We start from the raw sequence: 25,449 nt of genomic DNA, 5'->3' as shown, positions 1-25,449 counted from the left end.
TATTATTCTTTTAAAGCTGCGACTACTGAAATTTCAACAAGCAGTGCATCACGTGCCATTTTAGCTTCCACACAGGCACGTGCTGGTGCACAACCCTCGGGTACCCATGCATCCCATACTGCATTCATATCAGCAAAGTATTCCATGCTCTTTACATAAATAGTCGCGCTAAGCATATGTTCTTTTGAACTTCCCGCTTCATCAAGCAATGCCTCTACTTTATCAAGCATAGTTTGAGTTTGTTCTTTGATATCTTTTTGCGCGTCGGCGCATACCTGCCCACATAAATACACAGTGCCGTTATGTTTTACAATGCGGCTCATGCGCGCACCTGTTTGTAAACGTTCTATTGTCATTTTACTTTACTCAATTATTTATATTTAAACGTTTTCTGGGGCATTTATACTTAAATAACTACTACGCTGGGTTTGCTCATCGTAACTAATAACAGCAACAGCCCCCGTATTAAAAATGGGCATATTGCCAGGGCTTAATTGGTCCACTAAGTAACTTACAATAGGCATGTGTGCCACTATAAGCCATGTATTGCATTGGGTGTGAGTAGCAATAAGTGTTTCGATGTAGTCAGCAGCAATTTGAGGTTTGCCTTCGGGAATTATATCAGACGTGGTTTCGCTAAATTTAAATACGTTATTTTTAGCCACACCTGCAGCTGTTTGCTGTGCTCGAATGTAAGGACTAACTAACAGTGCATCAGGGTAATGTGCTTTACTGAGCCAAAGGCCCATTTTTTCAGCTTCATCATGCCCTGCTTGGGTTAAATTTCTACCTGCATCATCAGCCTGCATGGGTGTTGCTTCGCCGTGGCGCATTATTAGGATTGTTTTCATAAAAAATCAACCGATTAAAGAATATAAAACAGTAGCCAGTTTGCCCGTTTGTCAGCTATATTAACAATATAAATCTATTTATTTCTAAAATAGTTCTTTCATGAGATTCAGGTAAATCTTTAAGCTGTACTTCGCTTTCCTGAAGCCATCATCTGTTGTTAACAAGTAAACGTTTAGTTTCAGGAGCATCATTTGAATATCAGCCGCAATGATAACAGAGCATACCGCGCCTTTACACTGGACAATGGTCTAAAAGTACTATTAGTGCAAGATAAAGATTCTACAAAAGCGGCAGCATCAATGGCAGTTAACGCCGGACATTTTGACGACCCTCTTGATAGGCAAGGCCTAGCACACTTTTTAGAGCACATGCTTTTTTTAGGCACTGACCAGTATCCAGATTCAGGTAGTTTTAATAATTTTGTTTCGCAAGCTGGCGGCAACACCAATGCGTGGACCGGCACTGAGCATACCTGTTACTTTTTTGATATTAACAATCAAGAATTTGAACAAGCACTTACCCAATTTAGCCGCTTTTTTATTGCGCCTCTTTTAAATTCAGCCGAAACAGAAAAAGAACGTAACGCAATTGAAGCCGAGTTTAAACTAAAAATAAAAGACGACGGTCGCCGTATTTATCAAGCCCACAAAGAAACGGTAAATCCAGCTCATCCATTTGCTAAATTTTCTGTAGGAAACCTACAAACCTTAGCTGACAGAGAGCGCTGTATTAGTGATGAGCTTCGTGACTTTTTTAATAGCCAGTACCAAGCTCAGTGGATGACTTTAGTTATTTGCGCAAACGAAACACTAGACACACTACAAAGCTGGACTCAAACTTACTTTGGCGCAATTAACGGCAACAAAAACCTTAAAAAGCCAGAGATCAGTGAGCCACTTTATCGTAAACAAGACATAGGAAAAATACTCCATATTGAGCCACATAAGCATATGCAAAAACTTATTATAAGTTTTGCTATGCCTAATATTGACGACTTTTATCGCCATAAAACAGTAAGTTTTATTGCCCACTTACTTGGCTATGAAGGCGCTGGTTCTCTTTATTCTATTTTAAAAGAACAAGGCTGGATCAATGCACTTTCTGCTGGCGGTGGTATTAATGGCAGCAACTTTAAAGATTTTAATATTAGCTTAGCGCTTACCGATGAGGGTATTGAATACTTTGAAGATATTATTGAAATGGTGTTTGAATACATTTGTTTAATTAACGATAACACCGAAAAATTGCCGCGCTTATATCAAGATAAAAAAAATCTATTACAAATAGCATTCGATAACCAAGAAAAATCACGCTTAATTGATTGGGTCAGTAATTTAAGCATTAATATGCAGCATTACGATGAAGCAAATTACGTGCAAGGCGACTATTTAATGGAAGGCTTTAAAAAAGCGACCCACGAAATGGCCATGCAGTGGTTAACGCCACATAATATGCGCATCGTACTTATACATCCAGATGTAGAGCCTGAACATAAAACGGCATGGTACAACACACCATATAAAGTAGAACATATTTCACCTAGTTGGCTTGATGCCCTTAGCGAGATAAATAAGCCGTTGAGCGAAATGCTGCTACCTACAGCTAATCCTTATTTAACAAAAGAAGTGGTGTTATTTGATGTCGTAAAACCACAAACAAAACCCGAGTTATTAGTAAAAGAACCCGGTTTTGACTTTTGGTTTAAACAAGACAACACATTTCGTGTTGCTAAAGGCCATTTTTATTTGGCCATGGATTCTGATTTTGCCGTAAAAGATGTAAAACATATGGCACTCACCCGCTTATTTACAGATTTATTTATGGATAGTGTGGGCGAGCAATTTTATCCAGCAGAACTTGCGGGACTTAGCTACCACTTAACCTCGCATCAAGGTGGATTAACTCTACATACCGCGGGGCTTTCATCTAGCCAGTTAGAGCTTGTTGATCAATTAATAGATGCTTTATTTAATGTAGAGATCTGTGCAAAACGCTTTGCTGAATATAAAAAACAGCTTGTAAGGCATTGGCGCAATAGCAACCAAAACAAACCAGTCAGTGAGTTATTTAGCATTTTAGGCGCAAAAATAATGCCTTGGAACCCACAACCTGGGGAGCTTGCATCGGCATTAAAAAACACCTGTTTTCAGCAATTTAATGAGTTCAGAACAGACTTTTTTAAAGCACTACATGTTGAATCATTTTTACATGGTAACTGGCAGCAAAGTGATGCAATAGCCTTTCAAAAAAAGGTCGCAAATCACTTAAAAAACGCAACCATAATTGAAGATTTAAGACGCCCTCTTTTTGAAATTAAAAAAGTAACTCGCTACGAGTTAGAGCTTCCTTGTAACGACCATGCAATGGTTATTTACTATCAAGCGCAAACGGATTGCGTGGCCGAAAAAGTAAAAATGATGGCGTTAAATCATTTAATTAATCAAGATTACTTTAATGAATTACGAACTACACAGCAACTTGGTTATTTAGTAGGCGCTGGTTATGCACCATTTAACACGCGTGCTGGTATAGCATTTTATGTGCAGTCACCTAAGTTTGATGCAAAAACATTATTGCATCGACATAACCGTTTTATTAAAAACTACCTTGATAATATTGATGCACTTGATGAAAACGATTGGCAACAGCAAAAACACGGCCTTAGTACTCATATTGCAGAAAAAGATAAAAACCTGCGCCTGCGCTCACAACGGTTATGGCTTGCTATTGGTAACAGAGATCATGAATTTTATATGCAACAACGACTTTTAGATGCCTTAAATGCGCTAACCCTAAAAGAACTAAAAGTTTATGCACTAAGCCTATTTGATGATAATAGACCAAGATATGAGCTTTTAAGCTCGGCAAAAGTCAATAAATCTCAAAATATGCCCGTTTACTCTCAATCTCTTTGACACTAGGTTTAGCTTGTTTTAAATTATCATTTGTAAATTAGAAGTAATAAAAAAATGATAAAAATAATAATAAAACTAAGCATGCTTGTAGTACTTGCTTACTCATTTGAGCTTTTTGCCTTTGAGTCATCATTTAATTACAACTCCGACAATATACTTATACTAGCAAGCGCCATTATAGCGCTTGCTTTGCCCTACCTGTTATTTGTAATCCACAAACTTAGACGCTCACGCCGTCAACTCCGTCTTTCGGAAAAACGCCTTAAAAGTACTGTAGAAGGTAGCGGCGATACACTTTGGGACTGGAACATAAAAACAGGCGAAGTTATTCGTATTAACGATAAGTACTTAATGGATTCGACTACCTTAATGGGGTTTCCGCCAAACAAAGGCCTTATTCACCCTCACGATATTAATAACGTTGAGCACTTGTTAAAAGTACACTTTGCAGAGCAGTCTGCTTTTTTTGAAGCCACCTACCGAATCAAAGATACATTTGGTCGTTGGCATTGGGTACTCGATCGCGGAAAAATAATTGAAAAAGACGCCAACTTATCACCCCTTAGAATGACAGGTACCGTTCGCGATATATCACAGTTAAAATCAACGGAAGAGCGCTTAAACCTTTTTGCTAAATGTGTTGAATCACTCACTGACGCCTTAGCAATTTACGATAAAAACTTTAAACTGGTTGATATAAACCCGAGTTTTTTAACCTTGTTTGGTGGCGTACGCGAGCAATACTTAGGAAAAGATTTCAACCTATCTGGGTATGAGCCAAGCTACACAAACAGAATTATTGAAATAGTAAAAGAGCGCGAACATATCCAACAAGAAGTGAAGCTTCGTAATAGTGAGCGTGTTTTATTGCCTATAGAAATATCGATAGATGAAATTAAAAACGATCAAAATCAAATAACTAATTATGTCGTTGTTTATTCAGATTTAACAGAGCGTAAAAAAGCCGAATCGCAGTTACATAACTTATCGAATCGAGATCGCACAACTAGTCTGCCTAACCGAAATTTATTTTTTACTGATTTGCAAAAGCTAGTAAAGCTCAACTCGCATCACGCCTTGCTTGTATTCGATTTAGATAACTTTAAAAAAATAAATGACTCGTTAGGGCATCAACTAGGTGACAGCTTATTAGCTAAACTAGCAATGCGCTTAAATAAACTAACCCGCGAAAATGATGTATTTTATCGTTTAGGCGGCGATGAGTTTGCTCTTGTAATGTCTGACACTAACGACATACATGTAATTACACGTATGGCAAAACAGTTTTTAGCAGCCATTGCTACACCATTTAAAATGGCTGGCCACGAACTGGCAATCACCTCAAGTGTAGGCATTGTATTATTTCCAGAAGACGGTAATACGCCTGAACTGCTTTTAAAAAATGCAGATACCGCGATGTATCATGCTAAAAAGAAAGGTAACAGCTACTTATTTTTTAACGACACGATGAACCGTCAAGCCGTTAAACGACTGCAAATTGAAAACCTCATGCGCTTTGGTTTAAAAGAAGACCATTTTGAAGTGTACTACCAACCAAAAATGAATATTCGCACAGGCAAGCTAACCGGAATGGAAGCATTAGTGCGCTTTATTACACCCAAAAAAGGCATTATTAGTCCGGGAGTTTTTATACCTATAGCCGAGGAAACTGGCCAAATAATTGAAATTGGTGAAGTGGTATTAAACAAAGCCTGCAGAGACGTAAAAGAATGGCTAGATAGCGGTTTATTTAGCGGCCGAGTAGCTGTCAACTTATCAGCAAAGCAATTTAGCCTCCCCGATTTAACTTCTCGTATTGACGTTATTTTGCAAAAAAACGAATTACCTTCTTACTTTTTAGAGCTTGAAATAACAGAAGGTACTGTAATGGACGACCCTAAAGAAGCCATTGCAATTATGCGTTCGTTAAGTGCCCGAGGTATTCATTTAGCAATGGATGATTTTGGTACTGGTTATTCATCATTAGCGTATTTAAAGCAATTTCCGCTTAATACACTTAAAGTAGATAAAGCATTTATAGATGACATGACCAACGAACGTGGGCGTAATATGGTCGACTCAATAGTCACTATTGCGCATAACCTTGATTTGCATGTAGTTGCTGAAGGTGTAGAACAAGCTCATCAAATTGATATACTTAAAAAGCTTAATTGCGAAACAGTACAAGGTTATTACTATTCTAAGCCACTATCAAAAAGTGAATTTACTGAATTTTTAAAGCAGCAACAAACTAAAGCAGCCCCAAGCTTAATTAGAAAAAATAAAAATGTGGCGTCGATAAATTAAGGGCGCCATATACACGCATTTATACCTACATTTCTTACTAAAGCACGGCGATAATGTAGATTAAATAAGCACCAGGCCACAGGCCCAAGTAAACCGCCTAAAATAAGCCATCGCTTAATTGGCATACCTTTTTTAATGGCTTCTAAATACATTAAAGCTATAAATGCACTGCTTAGTAAAACTATAAACAAAATCACCCTTTAAAGTTGCTCAAAAATACGGCACTTATTCTAACGCTAACGTGATTAAATTTAAAGCAACAAATCCCCCGCGCGCACAAAAAAGCCGAAGCTGTTAAACACAGATTCGGCTTTTAAAATTATAATTTACGCGTTACTTTTCAGCACGACCCATAAATTTGTGTTCAACAGTATTAATACGGATACGGTCACCTGTTGAAATATGCTCTGGCACAGAAATATTTAAGCCAGTAGACATACGTGCAGGTTTTGAACGAGCACTCGCAGATGCACCTTTGATAGATGGGTCTGTTTCTTCAACAACAAGTTCAACACTTGACGGTAAATCAAGCCCTACTGGCGCGCCATCAATAACAATTACGTGTACGCCTTGTGTTTCTTCATTAACAAATAAAATTTCTTCGCTAATAGCATCTTTGCTTAAGTTATAAGGCGTGTAATCTTCATTATCCATGAACACATACTCGTCACCATCAATGTACGATAGCATTACTTCACGGCGTGTTAAATCAGCCAGCGTTAGCATGTCACTGTCTTTGAATGTTTCGTCAACTTTACCACCGGTTACCACATCGTATAAACGCATACGGTATAAACTACCACCAGCACGACCTTGCGGCACAGAGCGCACAATATCTTTTACAACTAAAACGCGGCCATTGAAGTCAATAGCAGTACCTTTTTTAACATCACTCGCCTTTGGCATGTGTGAATTCCTATTATTTTTTTGATTGCCAGAAACATACCACGAACTGGATTTTGTTCAACTAAAATTACGTTGGTTTTACGCTACATGTTGTATTAGCTTGTAAAATTTTAATTTATACTAAAATACATATAATCAAATGTGAAAAAAACTGCTATGGTAGCTTTACCGAGTATGACTTCAAGGAATGGATCATGGACCAGAAAAAAGTACATGAGTATTTAGTTAAAAAACCACTTGTTCAGGTTACAAAACCATTTGCGCAAGAGGTTGATGTATATAAAGTGAATCATAAAATGTTTGCGACTCTTGCTATTGGCAATGACGGTCAAACTAATGATGATGGTGAGGTTATTTGGTGGCTTAACTTAAAGTGCGATCCTGATGAAGCAATATCATTGCGTGATATTTTCCCGGCAGTGATCCCTGGTTACCATATGAATAAACGCTTATGGAACACAGTAATTTTAGACGGCACAATTCCACAAGGTGAAATTGAGAGAATGATTGATAACTCATTTAATTTAGTCGTAGAAAACATGCCAGAAAAAGACCGAAAAGCTATTTCACTTCACTTGTAAACACTTTTTGGGCTAGGCTACTAGCCCATTAAAACCCTACACCTTAAGCGTATAAATTAAATCGTCATATAACTTTTCGCCTATTGTATGCACTTTAAAAAGTGTATCGGTATGGGTTAAACCGCACTTACCAAGCACCTTTTCAGAACCAATATTGCCACGCGTTACGACTGCTTTAAACTGCCTAATACCACATTCTTTCCAAGCCCAGTCAATCACAGCTCTTAGGGATTCTGTCGCGTAGCCTTTATTAAAATACTCTGGCAATAATAAATAACCAAGCTCTGCGGTTTCTCCGTCATAGGCAAAACCTGTAACACCCACAGGTTGTTTTGTTTGATTATTAATAATGAGTAAACACAGGGGATGACGTGATTTAGCATTCCACTTAGGCAAGCGTATCTCAAAGCGGTTTCTTACCAGTGACTCCATTGGCATATCAAAACAATACTTGAGGACTTGAGGATCGCGATGAAGCGCAAGAAAAAGAGGCCAATCAGATTCTTCCATTTGGTATATGCTCAATCTTTGTGTAAATAATGTCATTAAGCTCCTCATTTATTTATAAAAACTATAAAAAAACCGCATTTAAATGCGGTTTTTTTAGATAGCAGAAACTTTATTCTTTCGTTTCAATCTCTTTGGTAACTTCAGGCTCAGTTACACTTTGCTCTTGTGACTCAGTGCTTTGTACTTCAGGAGCTACAACCTCAACATGTGTTGCGTTATAAAAAGTAGCACCAGAGCTTGCCATTGTTACCAGTGATTCACATGGTGCAAAGTTAGCATCGCTGTTAGCTAATGTAGACATATCAGAGCTTATTTTACTTGCGCCTAATTTATCCATATAGCTAAACGGGCCACCTAAAAATGGTGGAAAACCAATACCAAATATTGCACCGATATCGCCATCACGTGGGCTGGCAATAATGCCATCATCTAAACAGCGTACTGCTTCGTTAAGCATTTGCGATACACAACGCTTAGCAATTTCGCTCTTGTTTAAACGTGGAGCCGGGGTAACACCCAATAGTTCGTAAACTGACTCATCAACCTTTTTGCCTTTTTTATCGTATTCATAAAAACCACGACCAGACTTACGGCCAAGGCGTTTTGAATCAATCATACGCATAAATGCATCAGGGCCTTTAAAACGCTCGCCTAATTCTTTTTCAAGAATTGGGGCAATTTTAGAGCCAATATCAATACCTACTTCATCAAGTAGAGCCAGCGGGCCTACCGGAAAACCGAACTCAACAAGCGCTGCATCAATCTTTTCAATTGGCTCGCCTGCTAACATTAAGTTAGCAGCTTCGTTTAAGTAAGGCGCTAAAATACGGTTGACGTAAAAACCGGCCATGTCTTTTACAACAATTGGCGTTTTACCTTGCTTACGTGCAAAGTTAACAACGCGGGCAATGGTCTCTTGAGACGTACCTTCGTGTGGAATAATTTCCACTAATGGCATTTTTTCCACTGGTGAAAAGTAATGCAAGCCAATTACATTTTCAGGACGTGCTGCCTGCGCTGCAATTTGCGATATTGGTAATGATGACGTGTTACTTGCAAAAATTGTATTTGCTTGGCATTGCTGCTCTACGTCTGCAACCATACCTTGCTTAAGTGCAAGGTCTTCAAACACCGCTTCTATTACTAAATCAATGTGTTTAAAGCCACTGTAGTCAGTTGTACCTGTAATACGGTTCATCGTTAACTGCACATCAGCTTTAGACATAATACGACGCTTAAGACGCTTATCTAAAATTTTATAGGTGTAGCTCATTGCATTACTAATGCCCTGCTCTGCTACATCTTTAATACGTACCGGTACTTTAGCTTTAACAGCACTTACGTGCGCAATGCCTGCGCCCATTAGTCCACCACCTAAAACAGCAGTTTTGCTTATTGCGGGTGCGTCATCATTGCGCCACTCTTTTTTCATTTCAGTCGTTGCAAAGAAAATACCGCGAAGCGCTTTCGATTCGTCACTCATTACAAGTGTTGCAAAGCTTTCAGCTTCTGTTTTATACGCTTTTAGCTCATCAAGCTCTACACTAGCTCGCACTGCTTTAATAATAGCTAGTGGTGCTGGGTAGTGCCCGCCCGTTTTTTTAAGTACGTTTTCTTTTGCTTTTTTAAAGATAAAGTTACGACCAAACGGGTTTGACTCTAGTAATTTACTAATATTGTCGAGCTTTGGCTCTTTTGCTTGTGGCTTTTTCTTCGCGGCAAATTCTTTTGCAACTTTTAGCAGCACACTGTGCGGTACACAATCATCAAGCACGCCTGCTTTTTTAGCTTGCGTAGGGCGAATTTGTTTACCTGTTAGCATCCACTCAAGTGCTTTTTGAATACCAACAATTTTGGTTAAGCGCTGGGTGCCGCCGCCACCTGGAAGTAAACCAAGTTGTACTTCTGGTAAGCCAATTTTTGTTAAATCACTGTCGGTACCAACACGGTAATCACATGCTAAAGCAAACTCTAAACCACCACCTAATGCAGCGCCATGAATCGCACTTACTGTTGTGTATGGCAGTTTTGTCATATCAAAAAACGCTTGATGACATAGCTCGCTAATAGCTAAAGCATCTTCACGCTTTTGAACGCTATCGAGCATTTTCACATCGGCGCCAGCAATAAAGTTATCGCTTTTTCCGCTTATAAATACCATGCCTTTTACATTTTGCGACTTAGCGTCTTCTAGTAATGCTTTTAAATCATCGGCAAAACTGCTGCGCAGGGTATTCATTTTCTCACCCGGCACATCAATCGTTACCACGGCGATTTTATTTTCATCTACCGCTAAATTAAATACTGAATCTGTCATTACGCGCTCTCCAATACAAAGGCTGCACCTAAACCGCCAGCAGCACACGCTGTTGTTAATGCTAAACCGCCACCACGACGTTTAAGCTCGTGTAAGCTTTGCGTAATTAAGCGTGCACCTGTTGCTGCAAATGGGTGACCATATGCTAAAGAGCCGCCGTTAACGTTAAACTTATCCATGTTAATTTCGCCAATTGCTTTGCTGCGACCTAAATGCTCTTGTGCAAATTTGTCTGAAGCAAACATTTTCATATTGGCAAGTGTTTGCGATGCAAACGCTTCGTGCATTTCAATTAAATCTAAATCAGCAAGGGTAATACCCGCTCTATCTAGTGCAATAGGTGTTGAATGAGCTGGGCCCATTAGCATGTCTTTTTCTACACCAATTGCTGAAAATGCAAAGCTGCGTACATAACCTAGTATTTCGTAACCCAATGCTTTTGCTTTGCTTTCGCTCATCATAAGCACTGCCGCTGCACCATCTGTTAATGGTGTTGCATTTGCTGCGGTAACTGTACCGTGCTGGCGGTCAAACACCGGTTTAAGCTTAGCGTAGCCTTCAACCGTTGAGTTTTTACGAATATTATTGTCTTCTGAAATGAAGCTTTTATATGGCGGTAAATGCGCCGTCATTACTTCATCTTTTAACTTTCCATCAGCCCATGCTTGCGTTGCAAGTGAGTGAGAACGATGTGCTAATGCATCTTGATCTTCACGGCTAATATTATGTGTTTTAGCCATTTGCTCAGCAGTTTGTCCCATTGAAAGGCCTGTTGAGTACTCTGCAACCGCAGGTGGAACTGGTAATAAATCTTTTAAACGCAGTTTTGAAAATATTTTTAAGCGCTGACCAAGCGTACGCGCTTTATTTAAATCAACTAAGCTGCCTGCTAGCTTTTTACTTACACCGATTGGCAATACTGATGACGAATCTGCGCCGCCTGCAATACCTACACTTACAGATCCCGCCATAATAGACTCAGCTACATTAGCAATAGCCTGAAAGCTGGTAGCACATGCGCGCGATACAGAATATGCATCAACCGATACTGGCATACCTGTGCCCAATACAATTTCACGTGCAATATTTGGCGCTTCTGGCATTTGTACTACTTGACCAAATACAAGTTGATCAATTTCTGACTTATTGAAATTTAATCGTTCAAGCATTTCGTTAACCACCAACTTACCCATATCAAGTGCTGGTACATGGTGAAACGCTGTTGCTTGCTTTGCAAAAGGTGTACGTAAGCCGCTAACTATGGCAATACGGTCGCCCTTTGGTGTTTTTAGTATGTTTTGCTCAGACATTTATGCTCTCCCGCTGACAGGTCTGACCTGTTTGTTTTCCTCGATTCTAAACAACCCGTGTGCTAAAGCCAATAGAAAAACACAAATTTATATAAACAGTGTTTAATTACGACTATCACAATAGGCTTTTTTAGACGCATTTACAAAGTTTTGTGGTACGCTAAAAATCGTTAAAAAATAACGAACTATTTTAAAAAATACAGTCTAACTCTTGAGTTACCCAATTATAAACCTTATAAATAGGTCAGTATTTATCACCTAACACTATTAGGTACAAACCCAGCTGACGAGGACAGTCCACTTATTATGGCAGCTAACGCATTTTCACAATTAAAAACGTACTTAGATACACAAATCATTGGCCAGCCAGAGCTTACACAAGCGCTACTTATTGCTATTTTAGCTGATGGTCACTTATTAGTAGAAGGCCCTCCTGGGCTTGCAAAAACACGTGCAGTTAATGCACTTGCTAAAGGTATTGAAGGATCGTTTCAGCGCGTACAGTTTACGCCAGACTTATTACCGGCTGATGTAACAGGCACCGATATTTACCGCCAACAAACTAGCGAGTTTGTATTTGAAAAAGGTCCTCTTTTTCACAACCTAATTTTAGCTGACGAAATTAACCGTGCACCAGCCAAAGTACAATCAGCACTATTAGAAGCCATGGCAGAGCGCCAAGTGACCGTGGGTAAAAACACCTATCCGCTTAGCGAACTATTTTTAGTTATGGCAACACAAAACCCGCTAGAGCAAGAAGGGACTTACCCGTTACCAGAAGCCCAGCTGGATCGCTTTTTACTGCACCTAAGTATTGGCTACCCTGGCGCAGAGCATGAGCTTGATATACTACGTTTAACACGTGGCGAAGCGCTTAACGAGCAACAACCAGTAATGCAAAAAATTAGTCAAAGCGATTTATTTGCAGCTCGTAAAGAAATATTAGGCCTTTATCTAGCAGAGCCACTTGAGCAATATTTAGTACAACTTATTATTGCCACCCGTGAAGGCGCTAAATTAGATGCGCAACTAGGTAGCTGGATTGAGTTTGGTGCAAGTCCGCGTGCAACAATAGCACTTGATAAATGTGCTCGTGCTCATGCATGGCTTCAAGGCCGTGACTTTGTAGCACCTGATGACATTCAAGCTGTTGTGCATAACGTACTGCGTCACCGCATTATTTTAAGTTACGAAGCCCAAGCCGATGGCATTACTAAAGATCAAGTAATAAGCCGTATAGTTGAACTTGTAGCCGTACCATAAGTTATGCAAAAACAATTAGAATCCCAAGCATGGCTCAAACAGAGCCATAGCCACGGTGTTAATTTAGCACTCAAAGAGCTGATGTATTACAAAGCCAAAGCGCAATTGCTTGAACTTGCCCCTAAGGTAAAAATAAAAAATACCTTAACAGGGCAATACCTTGCACCGCACAAAGGCCGGGGAATGGAATTTGCCGAAGTCCGACATTATCAGCAAGGTGACGATATTCGCTCTATTGATTGGCGAGTTACTGCGCGTACCGGCGAAACTCACACAAAGCTCTTTCAAGAAGAAAAAGAACGCCCTGTGTTTGTGTTCACTGATTTTTCAAACTCAATGCTGTTTGGCTCAAAGTTACTGTTAAAGTCGGTGCAAGCTGCGCATATAAGCGCTCTTGTTGCATGGTCGGCATGTCAGCGCGGCGATAGAATTGGCGGTATTGTGTTTAATCAGCACTCGCATTTGGAGTTAAAGCCCAGCGCCCGTGAAAAAGCCGTGCTTAAGCTTTGTCATAATTTATGCGACAACCACCAGCAAGCACTCAACAACATTGATAAAACAGCCCCTAACAACTTTAGCGATAACCTAAAGCGCCTTAACCATTTAGCAAAACCAGGCAGCTTAGTGTATTTAGTGTCTGATTTTAATGCTCTGGATGATGCCAGCTTTAAGCAACTCGAAATATTAAGCCGCCACTGCGAGCTGATTGGTTGCCACATAAGCGATCCATTTGAGCATCAGTTACCTGCGTTTAAGCAAGCAGTCACCGTTAATGCAAATGGTCAAGACTTTGCCCTACCATTAATGGATAACAGCTTTAGAGAACGCTTTGCTAAAAATGCTGAGCAAGCATTTAGTACGCGCTTTAATCGCTTAACTAAATCGGGTCTTAATTTAATATCATTCAATGCAGCAACACCGCTTGAGCTGCAATTAGTGAGAAAATAACCATGCAAACCAATCCACTCGATGGCCTGCACGATATAATAGCGCCAAACCAAGTTAATTGGTGGCCACTCGCCCCTGCTTGGTGGGTTATTATTGCACTGCTGTTTTTAGCACTGTGCGCGGCTATTTATATATTTTACAAAAAACATAAATTTAAAAAGCCTAAACGCTACGCAATACAATTAAGCCAAAGTGAGCAAAATCCTCAGCAACTGCATATTATTTTAAAACGTTTAGTGATTGAATATTACGACAAGCGCCTTGCTGCGCAATCTACCTCTAAATGGTGCACAACACTTAATACACTCACCGGTTTGAACTTTACAGAACAAGAAATACTAAGCCTATATAATCCCAGCCAAAAAGATACAACACTGTGCGAAAAATTTCGCCAAGGTATTAAGCAATTTAAAATAAAGGAGTCAGTACATGTTTGAATTTAGCTGGCCATGGTTATTTTTATTAATACCCTTACCTTTATTACTTTTACTATTAAAACCCGCAGCAAGTAATGCCAGTACGCGTTTACGTATACCCAGTTTTGCAAAGCACAATTTAACCAGCCAAAGTATTGAGCCACTCGCACGACGTTTAAATCCTTTTGAGTGGGTAATTTGGTTATTACTTGTGACTGCCGCTGCCAATCCAACATGGTTAGATGAGCCAATCTCATTGCCAAACGAAGGCCGCGATATAATGCTAGCTGTTGACTTATCAGGCTCTATGACCGAGCAAGACATGGCTTACAATGGCCAATATGTTGACCGCCTTACCATGGTAAAAGCCGTACTCAGTGATTTTATAGAGCAGCGCCAAGGCGACAGGCTTGGGCTGATATTATTTGGCGACACCGCATTTTTACAAACCCCCCTCACGCGCGACGTTAAAACAGTAAGTAAAATGCTCAGTGAAGCGCAAATTGGTTTAGTGGGACGCGCAACAGCCATTGGTGATGCATTGGGTCTTTCGGTAAAGCGCTTTGCCAATAAAGATGAAAGTAATCGTATTGTGGTGCTATTAACCGACGGACAAAACACCGCTGGTAACCTAAACCCAGAAGATGCCTTACTGCTAGCCCGCGAAGAAGGTATTAAAGTGTACACCATTGGCGTTGGCTCAGATAATCCGCGCGGTTTTAGCCTCTTTAATATGGGTGGCTCTAGTGGCAGTAATTTAGATGAAAGCTTACTTAAAAAGATTGCCGAGCAAACTGGCGGATTATACTTTAGAGCCAAAGATGTAGCAGGCCTTCAACAAATTTACGCAGAGCTTGATAAACTTGAACCTATTAGCGCTGACGAGCAAACATTTCGCCCACAAAGCTCATTATTTTACTACCCGTTACTTATCGCTATTTTACTTATTAGCTTAAAAGTAATGCTTAGTACACTGCGTGCATTAAAGGAGCCAAACTAATGGATTTTGAATTTATTCGCCCCGCTCTTTTATGGTTACTCATACCTGCTGTGGCATTATTTTTTGTCGCCTTAATTAAGGATAAAAAAACGACTAGTGAGCAGCTAATTGCACCGCATTTAGCACAATTTATAATGAGCGAAGCAAACACTAAAGCCAGCCAACCACTTTGGTTAGTTGCTTTGTTTTGCAGCCTTGGCATTTTATTTAGTGCTGGGCCTAGCTTTGAGAAAAAACAAGTTCCTGTATTTCAAAGTAAAAGTGCCCGTGTAATTGTTATGGATATGTCGTACTCAATGTACAGCACCGATATTTTACCAAATCGTTTAATGCAATCACGCTTTAAAGCGCTTGATATGATTGAGCTATTTAAAGAAGGTGATACCGCGCTTGTAGCTTACGCAGGCACGGCCTATATAATATCGCCACTAACAAACGACGCCACAACACTCAGTAATTTAATTCCAAGCTTAAGCCCTGAAATAATGCCAGACAAAGGCTCAAACGTTTTAGCCGGTCTTGATATGGCCAAAGAGCTATTAACGCAAGCGGGTTATATTGATGGCGACATTATTTTAGTGACCGACGGTATTGACCAACAAGAACAAAGCGACGTGAGTAGCTTTACCAATAACACCCAATATAGATTAAATATATATGGTGTAGGTACCGCTCAAGGCGCACCGATAAAATTACCTGAAGGTGGTTTTTTGAAAGACAGATACGGCCAAATTGTAGTACCTACACTTAATGCCACTCAGCTTAAAAATTTAGCATCAAGCAGCGGCGGTAAATTTGCCAGTTACCAACCTAGCAATAACGACATAAATATATTTGCTCCAAGCGCGCAAAGCGAATTGTTAAAAGACGAAAAACAAAGCCATGCACTTTGGCGAATAGATGCCGGTATATACGGACTCTTGTTATTACTGCCATTTGGCTTGTATTTATTTAGACGCGCTGCCTTGCTGGGGGCTTTTTTAGCCTTTAGCTTTTTACCGCAGCAAAATGCGTATGCCGTAGAGCTTCCTACTCTTTTGCAAAATTCAGATCAACGTGCATTAGAGGCTTACAAAAATAAAGAATACGATGCAGCAACACAGGCGCAATCGAGTGAGTTAAAAGGCGCGGCGCTTTACCAGCAAGGTAATTTTGATGCTGCACTTAATGAGTTTAATAATGATAAGTCGGCTACCGGTTTATACAACTACGGTAATGCCCTTGCCAAAGCTGGCAAGCTTGAGGACGCCATTGAAGCCTACAAACAAGCCCAAACCTTACAAGACGACTTTACACAAGCAACTGACAACCAAGCTTTAGTTGAACAATTACTCAATCAACAAGAGCAACAAAACCAGCAAGATCAGCAAAGCGACGGCGACGACTCTCAAGACCAAGATGATAGTCAGAAAAAAGATGAGCAAAACCAAGGGCAAAATTCTGATGAGTCAAAACAGGATCAGCAACAAAATGGTGATAAAAGCGATTCTGAAAAAGGCGAAAACGAAAGTCAAAGCTCAAGCGATGAAAAATCAGATAAAGAGTCTGAACAATCAAAAGATCAACAAGGTGAGCCTGGCGAGCAATCAGACAAGCAAAATGAACCAGATATGCAAGCTCAGCCACAAAGTGAGCAAGGGCAAAATAAAGACGCTGACCAGCCTAAAGAAGACGAGCAGCAACAAAGTAAGCCACAAGCAATAAATGAGCAACCAGCCACTGATGAGCAAAAACAAAATGCTCAGCAACAAGCTATGCAAGCCCAAGCAAGTGAACTCACTAATGAAGAAAAAGAAAAAGCCCAACAGCTTAATCAATTACTCAGAAAAGTTCCGGACGATCCGGCTATTTTATTACGGAATAAAATGCAATTAGAAGCCCAAAAAAGACAATATAAACGTCGCCCTACAGGAGTCGAAAAATCATGGTAATGCGATTATTTTGCTGTTTATTGCTATTAAGTGCGATGCCTTCGTGGGCTGCCACAAAGTTAGAAGCCAGCGTAGATAAAAACCCTGTTTTAGCGGGTGAGTTTTTTATGCTTAATATATCCGTAGACGATACAGTTAAAGGCGAGCAACCAGACACCTCATCGCTGTTAAAAGACTTTGTGGTAGGCCCAACAAGCTTAAGTTCTCGTACCAACATTATTAATGGCAGCATTAATAAACAAACCACGTGGTCAGTTAAATTAATGACCCGTGCAGAGGGTGATTACACTATTCCGGCATTTAGCGTTGCAGGGTTAACCTCACAGCCTATTAAATTAAAAGTGGCAAAACGCTCAGTTGATGCAGATAAAAATAACGAAATATTTTTAAAAACGTCGCTCTCGAGTAATTCATTGTTTGTCCAAGAAGCCGGTGTTTACACTATTAAGCTTTACCTTGCGAAAGAGCTGCTTGATGGCAGCTTAAGCACACCAAGTATGGAAGATGCTCAGCTAACCCAATTGGGTAAGCAAACTGAAAGCTATGAGCTTGTTGATGGTAAACGCTACCTTGTTATTACTCGCGAGTATTTGATTCAGCCACAAAAAAGTGGTGCGTACACTATTGCAGGCCCCGCTTTTCAAGGGCGAGTACAACAAAATTATCGTCAATTAGAAGTATCAGCTCTTGGCGACGATCAGCAAATAGAAATTAAACCAATTCCGAGTGATTATAAAGGTGCATGGTTACCAAGCGAGCTGGTTAGTCTTGATGAAGAATGGCAACCTAACGACAACACCGTAGAAGTAGGTACGCCTATAACACGTACTATTACACTTACTGCGCTTGGAGTTACAAAAGAGCAATTACCTGAAATCTCTATGCCTACCATTGATGGCATACGCAGCTACCCTGATAAAAAAGAAAATAACAATGCAGTACGTGACGGACGAGTTGTATCGCAGCAAACCGCATCGTATGCATTACTGCCGCAAAAACCAGGTACTTATACCCTACCTGAAATAAAACTGCCTTGGTTTAACACTAAAATGAATCGTATTAGCGTAGCTACATTACCAAAGCGCACTATAACGGTAACGCCTAGTAGCACTGCGGCTAATACAGCTGTGGCAAATCCGCAGCCAAATATAAATAATTCATCTGCTATTGAAAATATATCGAATGAAGATCTAGGCACACAAAGCATTGAAATTAAAAGAGATACTCCTCTTTGGTTAATTGTAGTTGCCGTTTTAGGATATATTTTATGGATTGGTACTGTAATTTTTTATCTAGTTACCCGTTCTTCTAAAAATACGACTGAAAAAGTACAGATTAATAGTGGGCGTATTGTTCAGCCAAACTTGAATGAGCTTAAAGCTTTAGCTAAAACACACGATGTGAAAGCTTTTTACACCGCATTAAATAGTTTTTCTGTAAAGGTGACTCACAAAAATGTTGGCGCTATTGATGAGCTTTGCTATCGCGTAAAGAGCAGCGAGCTTAATGGCCTCATTAGCCAATTGCAGGCACAACTTTATAGTAATAAAGGCGCAAACACGGATCTTAATGCTATTATTAAAATTCTTGAGAACTATCAAACTCAAGCATCAAAGTCGCAACAAGCTGTATTAAAAGACCTTTATGATTAATAACTACGATACTCAGGTCTTTTTTTGCAATAAATAATAATTTTTAATTAAAAAAGTGCTTATGCTTGGAAAGAAAAAATCAAACAATCAGGTCTTAATCGATATGGCAGAGAAACAAAAGCGTTATGAAGCCTTGGTCCACGTTTACAATAAAGAGCTTTATCGCTTTGCTTATTGGTTATGCCGTGATCCGCACATAGCAGATGATTTAGTACAAGAAACGTTTTTACGCGCGTGGCGTTCTCTCGACTCTTTACTTGATCAAAAGGCAGCTAAACCTTGGCTGCTTACTATATTACGAAGAGAAAATGCGCGCCGATTTGAACGTAAACAGTTTGATTACAGCGACGTAGAAAACGATACGCTTGTTGATGAAACCAGCCACTCATTAGATGATGAAATGGAGCAAACGGTTATTCAACGCCAGATTGCCCTGCTATCTGATGAATACCGAGAGCCATTATTACTACAAGTTGTAATGGGCTGCTCTGGTGAAGAGATCGCAGGCATACTTAATTTAAATAAAAACACGGTAATGACTCGTTTATACCGTGCCCGAAATCAACTTAAAGAGGCTTTAAGCCGTGATGATGAACAACTTAAAGGGGCATCAAAATAATGGATGAACTTGAGTTTCGTCGCCGCACTATTGCGCAGCCAAACGACATTGACAAGGAGCTCATGGAGTTTGCTAACAATAACCCTGAGCGACAAAGTTTTATTAACGATATGAAAGATTTTGATAAGTATATTCAAGACTCTTTAGATATACCTGTGCCTGAAAACCTTGCAGACCGCATTCTTTTAAACACATCGTTAAAAGAAAAAGCGCTACAAGAAGAGCAAGCAACGGGAAAGAACGTGGTTGATGCCCGCTCGCGTTTTAAGTTTGACCGAGTGCATCTTGCATTAGCAGCGTCTTTTGTAGTGGCTATTAGTGCCTTCTTTTTTAGTACAGAGCAAAATATTGCACACGAAGCGGGTGAGCATGCGCTTGCCCATGTGTACTACGAAATTAATGCGCTTGACAAAAAAGAGCCCATTAGCCTACAAAGCGTTAACGACAAGCTTGCAGTATTAGGTGGTCATCTTGATGAACTTCCTGGTGATGTAACTTACGCTATGTTTTGTGATTTTAAAGGCGAAAAAGGGCTGCATTTGATATTTGAGTCTGACTTTGGCCCAATGACTGTATTTATAGTGCCATCTGAAAATAAATCATTTGGTTTTGGTGATGATAATTTCAAAGACGAGCGCTTTGAAGGTCATATTAACCGAGGCTCACAAGCAGATACTATTTTAGTGGCAAGTGTTGGAGCACCTCTAAATACTTATAACGAACGCGTTACTGGCGCTATTCGTTGGCTTTAAAATAAACAAATTTACCGCTTAGTTCCTACTAAGCGGTTTTTTGATTATATACCCACCAATAAACCTTTTCTTTTATACTCAAAACCTCTGATTTTTAAAGTAATTAATTAAACTCCTTAAGAAAGTAAATTATAATCGCGGCTCGATTTTAATTAGGGAATTTCATGAAGAACATCATCGTTATTTTTTCATTATTGGCATTATTATGTACTGCCAGTTTTGATGCACACGCACGTAAAAAGTTTGGCAGTAGCAAACGTGGACAAACTCCTGCAACACAACAAACAGCACAAAAACAAAAAGCAGATACAACACCCCCAACAGCAGCACCTAAAGCCACATCAAATAAAAAAGGCATTATGGCTGGCGTTTTGGGTGGTCTTTTAGCGGGTGGCTTAATTGCAGCAATGTTAGGCGACGATTTTGAAGGTTTTCAGCTATTAGAAATGATTTTATTAGCTGGCGGACTATTTATTTTATTTAAGCTAGTAACAGGCTTTTTACGTGCTAATCGTGCCCCACAACTTGCAAATGCCAGTGCAGGTACAAGTGCTCAGCAAAATGCTTTTAAACAAGCACCTATCGAGCAACCAACAAGTACAGGCTTTGCTAACAGCGCCCCACAAGATGAAAGTGTCCCTTTTAATTTACCACCTAACTTTGACGTTAATGGCTTTTTGCAAGGTGCCCGTAGTCATTACCATACACTACAAACTGCATGGAATAATGCTGATTACACCACAATGGCTGAATACTTAAGCCCTGCACTTGTTGCCGAATTTAAAGCTGAGCGTGAAGCTATACAGAGTGTAGACACTGAAGTAATGTTTATTGATGCCGAACTTGTGCGTGCAGATACAAATGCGCAATCGTGGCAGGTTAGTGTTCGCTTTAAAGGTAAGTACCGTGATTTAGGCGATAAAAAAGAACAGCCTATTTTAGAAATTTGGCACTTAGAGCGTCTAATTTCAGACGATGCTCCATGGCTAATAGTGGGTGTTGAAGATTTAATTGATACTCAATAAGCTTTTATTATTTTAAACACCGCGCTTTTTAGCGCGGTGTTTTTTTATTTAAAAAACAATTGATTTACCGCGCCCTGATGCTTCAGAAGCAGCATCTAATTGCCCATTTTTATTAATAATAACGTGTAAGTCACCAAAGTGTCTCTCGTCTATGGTGTAACCCATTTTTGTAAGCTCTGCTTTTACGCTATCGGTTAAACCAATGTGCGTTCTAATTATATTTTTAGGCCACAATTGATGATGAAAACGAGGACTATTTACAACCTGCTCTGCACTCATATCAAACTCTATCGCATTTAAGATAGATTCGTACACAGAGCTAATAATGGTTGTGCCACCAGGCGAACCTGTCACCATTTTAACGGTGTTGTCTTTAAGTAGTATTGTAGGCGTCATAGAACTCAACATACGCTTGTGTGGCTGTATTTCATTAGCTTTACCGCCTAACATTCATAACGCCTGGTTTGGCGCTAAAGTCGTCCATTTCATCATTTAAAATAAACCCTGCACCTTCAACAACTGCACCGCTACCAAACCCTAAGTTTATTGTGGTGGTATTTGCGACAGCGTTACCCATTTTATCAACGATTGAAAAGTGCGTAGTTTGCTCACTTTCTTTAAGGCCCGGTTTAATATTTTCGGTAGTCGAGATAGCGGTTAACGAAATGCCATTACTGCGCTCTTTGAGGTAGTTAATATTAGTTAACGCGTTTACTGGTACATCAAAAAAATCAGGATCGCCTAAATACTCTGCTCTATCTGCAAATACACGTTTACCTATTTCAGAAAGTAAGTGCACATACTGAGCAGAGTTATGCGCTAAGCCTGCATTTGGTTTTTGTAACTCATACATTTTGAGCCACTGTAAAATAGCAATACCACCTGAACTTGGCGGTGGCGAAGTAAGTACTTCATAACCATTCCAACTTGCTTTAATGGGTGTACGTGATTTAGCGGTATAATTTTTTAAATCATCTTGATTAATAATACCACCATGCTGGTGCATAAATTTAGCAATAATATTTGCAGTCTCGCCTTTATAAAATCCATCTTGGCCGTTATCACGAATACGCTTTAGCGTTGCCGCTAGCTCGGGTTGCTTAAAGACTTTATTGGCTTTTACATCAGCAAAATATTTTTCGAAGTTTACATTTATTTTTTGCTCTTTTAGATGGGCTATATAATGGCTAACACCTTTTGCTAACTTAGGCGGAACTACAAACCCTTGCTCAGCCAACGTTACAGCAGGCTGTACTAGTGTTTCCCACTTTAAAGTGCCATGCTTTTGATGTGCAAGCCACATACCCGCTACACTGCCAGGTACACCGCTTGCGTGAATGCCGTATATTGATTTGTTTGCAATAACATTACCTTGCTCATCTAAATACATATCACGATGAGCCGCTGTTGGCGCTGTTTCGCGATAATCTATAAAATCGCCTTTGCCATCTTTTTGAATAAGCATAAATCCCCCGCCGCCAATATTTCCGGCTTCAGGAAGCGTCACTGCAAGTACAAATTGTGCCGTAATAGCTGCATCAACAGCATTACCGCCTTGCTCTAATATACTTTTAGCAGCATCGGCACTGAACGAGTCTGGCATTGCGACCGCGCTTTGCGCTAAAGGCTGCGCCAAAACACTAAAAGTAGTGAACTGTAAAACCAGTACACTTTTGACGATTAATTTACGTGGTGAAAAAAACAATCCCATACAACATCCTTAATTTATTATTTTTGTTGCCCATATTAATGCACGTCACTTAAGGACAGGTCAATCTTTATACTGTTGATATTTAATCATCTTCAAACGTTTTTTGAATAAAGTACCGCGGGTAAGTCGCCTTGCTCATCTGTATGTGTATAATTATTTATAAATTGCAGGCCTAACTTTTTCATTATTGTTATAGAGGCCGTATTATCTTTTAGTGCAGTTGCGCTTATCGCCTTAACGTCATCTTGCTTAATGAGTTCATCACATAATGCTAAAGCCGCCTCGGTTGCATAACCATGCCCCCAACTCGCTTGTTTAAAGCGCCAACCTATTTCAATATCGCTGTAATTTGGTGCATCACTAAAGAAATCCATAGGTCTTATTAATACCCAGCCAATAAATATATTGGTTTGCTTTATAGTGATACTCCACAGCCCCCAACCTTTAAGCTCATTTCGATATGCGAGCATACGAGGCACTCCCTCATTTTTTATTTGCTCTAAAGAGGTAGGTTCACCTCGCGTTAAATACTGCATTACAGCGGGGTCTTGGTCGAGTTCAAATAATTGAGGCCAATCATGCTCATTCATTAATTTAAAATTTAATCGTTTTGTTACGGGGGCGTTCATTTTCATTGTTGTATAGTCTGCCTCGAATTAATTATCAGTCTCTAAAGGAGATAGCACATGAATAAATTAGCAGGTTTAGCTTTATTAGGCACTTTAATTACATTAACTGGTTGTGAAGATGCCAACGAAGTAAAAGAAGATGCAAAAGATAAAAGCGCACAAATGCAAGAAAAGCTTGGTGATGCATGGAACGACGTTAAAGAGACAACTAACGATCTTAAAAATGATGAGTCTTTAAACGAGCTATTAGAGCAAAGTAAAACAATGGGCTTAGACATGTACGACGACGGCAAAGAGATTGCGGTTGATGCATGGATTAAAAGCAAAGAAGCTGCTGGCGAGTTAACTGAAAAAACTAAGCAGAAAGCGCAAGATATTGCTGACGAAATTGAGCAAGCGCGTAAAGAACATAACGAAGGTTAATTTAACTTTCGATAATAAAAAAGGAAAGCCTCGGCTTTCCTTTTTTGTTTTAAGCAGTTTAGCCCTGACATGTGTTTACATATTTAGGGCTTATAAGCTCAAATTAACCTTTGTACTTACTCATAACTAAAGTCGCGTTTGTGCCACCAAAGCCAAAGCTATTAGACATTACAGTATTTAACTCAACGTCACGACGTTCAGTAATAATATCCAAACCTGCCGCTTGCTCATCTAGCTCATCAATATTAATTGAAGGCGCTACAAAGCTGTGCTCTAGCATCAATAATGAGAAGATAGCTTCGTGAACACCTGCAGCACCGAGAGCATGACCCGTCATTGCTTTAGTTGCGCTGATCATTGGTGACTTACCACCAAACACTTCTTGAATCGCACCAAGCTCTTTAACGTCGCCTACAGGTGTAGATGTACCATGCGTGTTTAAGTAATCAATACTGTCTACATCTTGCATAGCTTGGCGCATACAACGTGCTGCACCTTCGCCAGATGGAGCAACCATGTCGTAGCCATCTGATGTTGCACCGTAACCAACAATTTCAGCGTAAATGTGCGCGCCACGTGCAAGTGCATGTTCAAGTTCTTCAACTACAACAATACCGCCGCCGCCAGATATAACAAAACCATCGCGGTTTGCATCGTATGTACGAGACGCTTTTTCTGGTGTTTCGTTGTACTTAGTAGAAAGTGCGCCCATAGCGTCAAATTCCATTGCCAATGTCCAGTGTAGTTCTTCACCGCCACCAGCAAAAACAACATCTTGCTTACCTAATTGAATTTGTTCTACTGCATTACCAATACAATGCGCAGATGTTGCACATGCAGAGCTAATTGAATAGTTAACACCTTTAATTTTAAATGGTGTTGCTAAACAAGCAGATGTAGTGCTCGCCATAGTACGTGGAACCATATAAGGCCCTACACGTTTTACGCCTTTTTCACGTAAAATATCAGCTGCTTCTACTTGCCATTTAGACGAACCACCGCCAGAGCCAACAATAATACCCGTGCGCTCATTTGATACTTGGTCGTCAGACAAACCTGAGTCTTCAATTGCTTGAGTCATCGAAATATAAGAATATGCAGCAGCATCACCCATAAAGCGCATTGCTTTGCGGTCAACATGTGCTTTAACGTCAATATCAATTTTACCCGATACGTTACTACGTAACTTATAATCGGCAAATTCTTGGTTAAAAGCGATACCGCTTTTGCCCGTTTTTAACGATTCTAATACTTCTTCTTTGTTGTTACCAATGCTTGATACAACACCGATACCTGTAATTACAGCTCTTCTCATGGGTAATTCCCTTAGCTTAATACTTAATTGCATTCTATTTTACGCGAATTTAATCACCTAAGTGGTC

The 25,449-nt window shown here is 39.8% G+C and carries 22 protein-coding genes and 1 pseudogene; 13 read left to right on the top strand and 10 right to left on the bottom strand.

The window, feature by feature from the left end:
• Positions 1-2: 2 nt before the first annotated feature.
• Both GQR52_RS16965 and sixA read right to left on the bottom strand, forming a co-directional pair.
• Positions 3-356, bottom strand: a complete 354-nt coding sequence (locus GQR52_RS16965; protein WP_165729180.1) for a RidA family protein — start codon at positions 354-356, stop codon at positions 3-5.
• A 24-nt stretch (positions 357-380) separates the two neighbouring features.
• On the bottom strand, positions 381-851 hold the full coding sequence (sixA, locus tag GQR52_RS16960; RefSeq protein ID WP_165729179.1) for a phosphohistidine phosphatase SixA: 471 nt from the start codon (positions 849-851) through the stop codon (positions 381-383).
• A 192-nt stretch (positions 852-1,043) separates the two neighbouring features.
• On the opposite strand from sixA, the gene GQR52_RS16955 reads away from it, so the two are divergent.
• Positions 1,044-3,767 (top strand): insulinase family protein, encoded by a 2,724-nt coding sequence (locus GQR52_RS16955; protein WP_165729178.1) that lies wholly within the window; start codon positions 1,044-1,046, stop codon positions 3,765-3,767.
• Positions 3,768-3,821: 54 nt separating this feature from the next.
• Positions 3,822-6,074 (top strand): EAL domain-containing protein, encoded by a 2,253-nt coding sequence (locus GQR52_RS16950; RefSeq protein ID WP_007580604.1) that lies wholly within the window; start codon positions 3,822-3,824, stop codon positions 6,072-6,074.
• Here the strand turns inward: GQR52_RS16950 and GQR52_RS16945 are convergent.
• Positions 6,071-6,265 (bottom strand): hypothetical protein, encoded by a 195-nt coding sequence (locus GQR52_RS16945; RefSeq protein ID WP_007580601.1) that lies wholly within the window; start codon positions 6,263-6,265, stop codon positions 6,071-6,073. The two genes, GQR52_RS16950 and GQR52_RS16945, sit on opposite strands and share 4 nt — an antisense overlap.
• Before the next feature lie 142 nt (positions 6,266-6,407).
• On the bottom strand, positions 6,408-6,980 hold the full coding sequence (gene yeiP / locus GQR52_RS16940; protein ID WP_007580599.1) for an elongation factor P-like protein YeiP: 573 nt from the start codon (positions 6,978-6,980) through the stop codon (positions 6,408-6,410).
• Between the two features lie 194 nt (positions 6,981-7,174).
• On the opposite strand from yeiP, the gene GQR52_RS16935 reads away from it, so the two are divergent.
• Positions 7,175-7,561, top strand: a complete 387-nt coding sequence (locus GQR52_RS16935; protein ID WP_007580596.1) for an MmcQ/YjbR family DNA-binding protein — start codon at positions 7,175-7,177, stop codon at positions 7,559-7,561.
• 36 nt (positions 7,562-7,597) lie between these two features.
• On the opposite strand, the gene GQR52_RS16930 is transcribed toward GQR52_RS16935, so the two are convergent.
• From GQR52_RS16930 to fadI, 3 genes are all read right to left on the bottom strand, one after another.
• Entirely contained in the window at positions 7,598-8,107 is a 510-nt protein-coding gene (locus tag GQR52_RS16930; protein ID WP_007580595.1) for a GNAT family N-acetyltransferase, read from the bottom strand.
• A gap of 73 nt (positions 8,108-8,180) precedes the next feature.
• Positions 8,181-10,388 (bottom strand): fatty acid oxidation complex subunit alpha FadJ, encoded by a 2,208-nt coding sequence (fadJ, locus tag GQR52_RS16925; RefSeq protein WP_165729177.1) that lies wholly within the window; start codon positions 10,386-10,388, stop codon positions 8,181-8,183.
• Positions 10,388-11,698, bottom strand: a complete 1,311-nt coding sequence (fadI, locus tag GQR52_RS16920) for an acetyl-CoA C-acyltransferase FadI (RefSeq protein WP_004335629.1) — start codon at positions 11,696-11,698, stop codon at positions 10,388-10,390. The genes fadJ and fadI overlap by 1 nt, the downstream gene beginning before the upstream one ends.
• A gap of 306 nt (positions 11,699-12,004) precedes the next feature.
• Here fadI and GQR52_RS16915 point away from each other — a divergent pair, with 306 nt between their 5' ends.
• The 9 genes from GQR52_RS16915 (at position 12,005) to GQR52_RS16875 (ending at position 21,304) form a co-directional block, all read left to right on the top strand.
• Complete coding sequence (locus GQR52_RS16915; RefSeq protein ID WP_004335627.1) at positions 12,005-12,961, top strand: MoxR family ATPase; 957 nt, start codon at positions 12,005-12,007, stop codon at positions 12,959-12,961.
• A 3-nt stretch (positions 12,962-12,964) separates the two neighbouring features.
• On the top strand, positions 12,965-13,909 hold the full coding sequence (locus GQR52_RS16910) for a DUF58 domain-containing protein (RefSeq protein ID WP_010554656.1): 945 nt from the start codon (positions 12,965-12,967) through the stop codon (positions 13,907-13,909).
• A gap of 2 nt (positions 13,910-13,911) precedes the next feature.
• Positions 13,912-14,346, top strand: coding sequence for a DUF4381 domain-containing protein (locus tag GQR52_RS16905; RefSeq protein ID WP_165729176.1), 435 nt, complete (start codon positions 13,912-13,914; stop codon positions 14,344-14,346).
• Positions 14,339-15,325 (top strand): VWA domain-containing protein, encoded by a 987-nt coding sequence (locus GQR52_RS16900; RefSeq protein ID WP_165729175.1) that lies wholly within the window; start codon positions 14,339-14,341, stop codon positions 15,323-15,325. Before GQR52_RS16905 ends, GQR52_RS16900 begins: the two co-directional genes overlap by 8 nt.
• Positions 15,325-17,256: a VWA domain-containing protein gene (locus GQR52_RS16895; RefSeq protein ID WP_165729174.1), complete on the top strand. Its 1,932-nt coding sequence runs from the start codon at positions 15,325-15,327 to the stop codon at positions 17,254-17,256. The genes GQR52_RS16900 and GQR52_RS16895 overlap by 1 nt, the downstream gene beginning before the upstream one ends.
• Positions 17,250-18,908: a BatD family protein gene (locus GQR52_RS16890; protein ID WP_165729173.1), complete on the top strand. Its 1,659-nt coding sequence runs from the start codon at positions 17,250-17,252 to the stop codon at positions 18,906-18,908. Before GQR52_RS16895 ends, GQR52_RS16890 begins: the two co-directional genes overlap by 7 nt.
• 61 nt (positions 18,909-18,969) lie before the next feature.
• A complete protein-coding gene (locus GQR52_RS16885; RefSeq protein ID WP_032827217.1) occupies positions 18,970-19,527 on the top strand; it encodes a sigma-70 family RNA polymerase sigma factor in 558 nt (185 codons plus the stop codon).
• Positions 19,527-20,279 carry a DUF3379 family protein gene (locus tag GQR52_RS16880; RefSeq protein WP_165729172.1) on the top strand — a complete coding sequence of 251 codons (753 nt, stop codon included), beginning with the start codon at positions 19,527-19,529 and terminating at the stop codon, positions 20,277-20,279. Before GQR52_RS16885 ends, GQR52_RS16880 begins: the two co-directional genes overlap by 1 nt.
• Positions 20,280-20,443: 164 nt before the next feature.
• Positions 20,444-21,304: a TIM44-like domain-containing protein gene (locus tag GQR52_RS16875; RefSeq protein WP_165729171.1), complete on the top strand. Its 861-nt coding sequence runs from the start codon at positions 20,444-20,446 to the stop codon at positions 21,302-21,304.
• 48 nt (positions 21,305-21,352) lie between these two features.
• Here the strand turns inward: GQR52_RS16875 and ggt are convergent.
• A pseudogene (gene ggt, locus GQR52_RS16870) lies at positions 21,353-23,015 on the bottom strand (gamma-glutamyltransferase).
• Between the two features lie 92 nt (positions 23,016-23,107).
• Positions 23,108-23,650: a GNAT family N-acetyltransferase gene (locus GQR52_RS16865; RefSeq protein ID WP_165729170.1), complete on the bottom strand. Its 543-nt coding sequence runs from the start codon at positions 23,648-23,650 to the stop codon at positions 23,108-23,110.
• A gap of 51 nt (positions 23,651-23,701) precedes the next feature.
• Between GQR52_RS16865 and GQR52_RS16860 the strand changes: the two genes are divergently transcribed.
• The gene (locus GQR52_RS16860) at positions 23,702-24,067 is read left to right on the top strand and encodes a hypothetical protein (protein WP_024591652.1); all 366 of its coding nucleotides are present in this window, start codon (positions 23,702-23,704) and stop codon (positions 24,065-24,067) included.
• A 103-nt stretch (positions 24,068-24,170) separates the two neighbouring features.
• Here GQR52_RS16860 and fabB read toward each other — a convergent pair whose 3' ends face one another.
• Positions 24,171-25,382, bottom strand: coding sequence for a beta-ketoacyl-ACP synthase I (gene fabB, locus GQR52_RS16855; protein WP_007582000.1), 1,212 nt, complete (start codon positions 25,380-25,382; stop codon positions 24,171-24,173).
• Between the last annotated feature and the right edge of the window lie 67 nt (positions 25,383-25,449).

The organism is Pseudoalteromonas sp. 31A1 (assembly GCF_011378815.1).
Classification (GTDB): Bacteria; Pseudomonadota; Gammaproteobacteria; order Enterobacterales; family Alteromonadaceae; genus Pseudoalteromonas; species Pseudoalteromonas arctica.
Note: the sequence above shows the minus strand (reverse complement) of the source record. Positions and strands in the feature narration are given on the sequence as shown.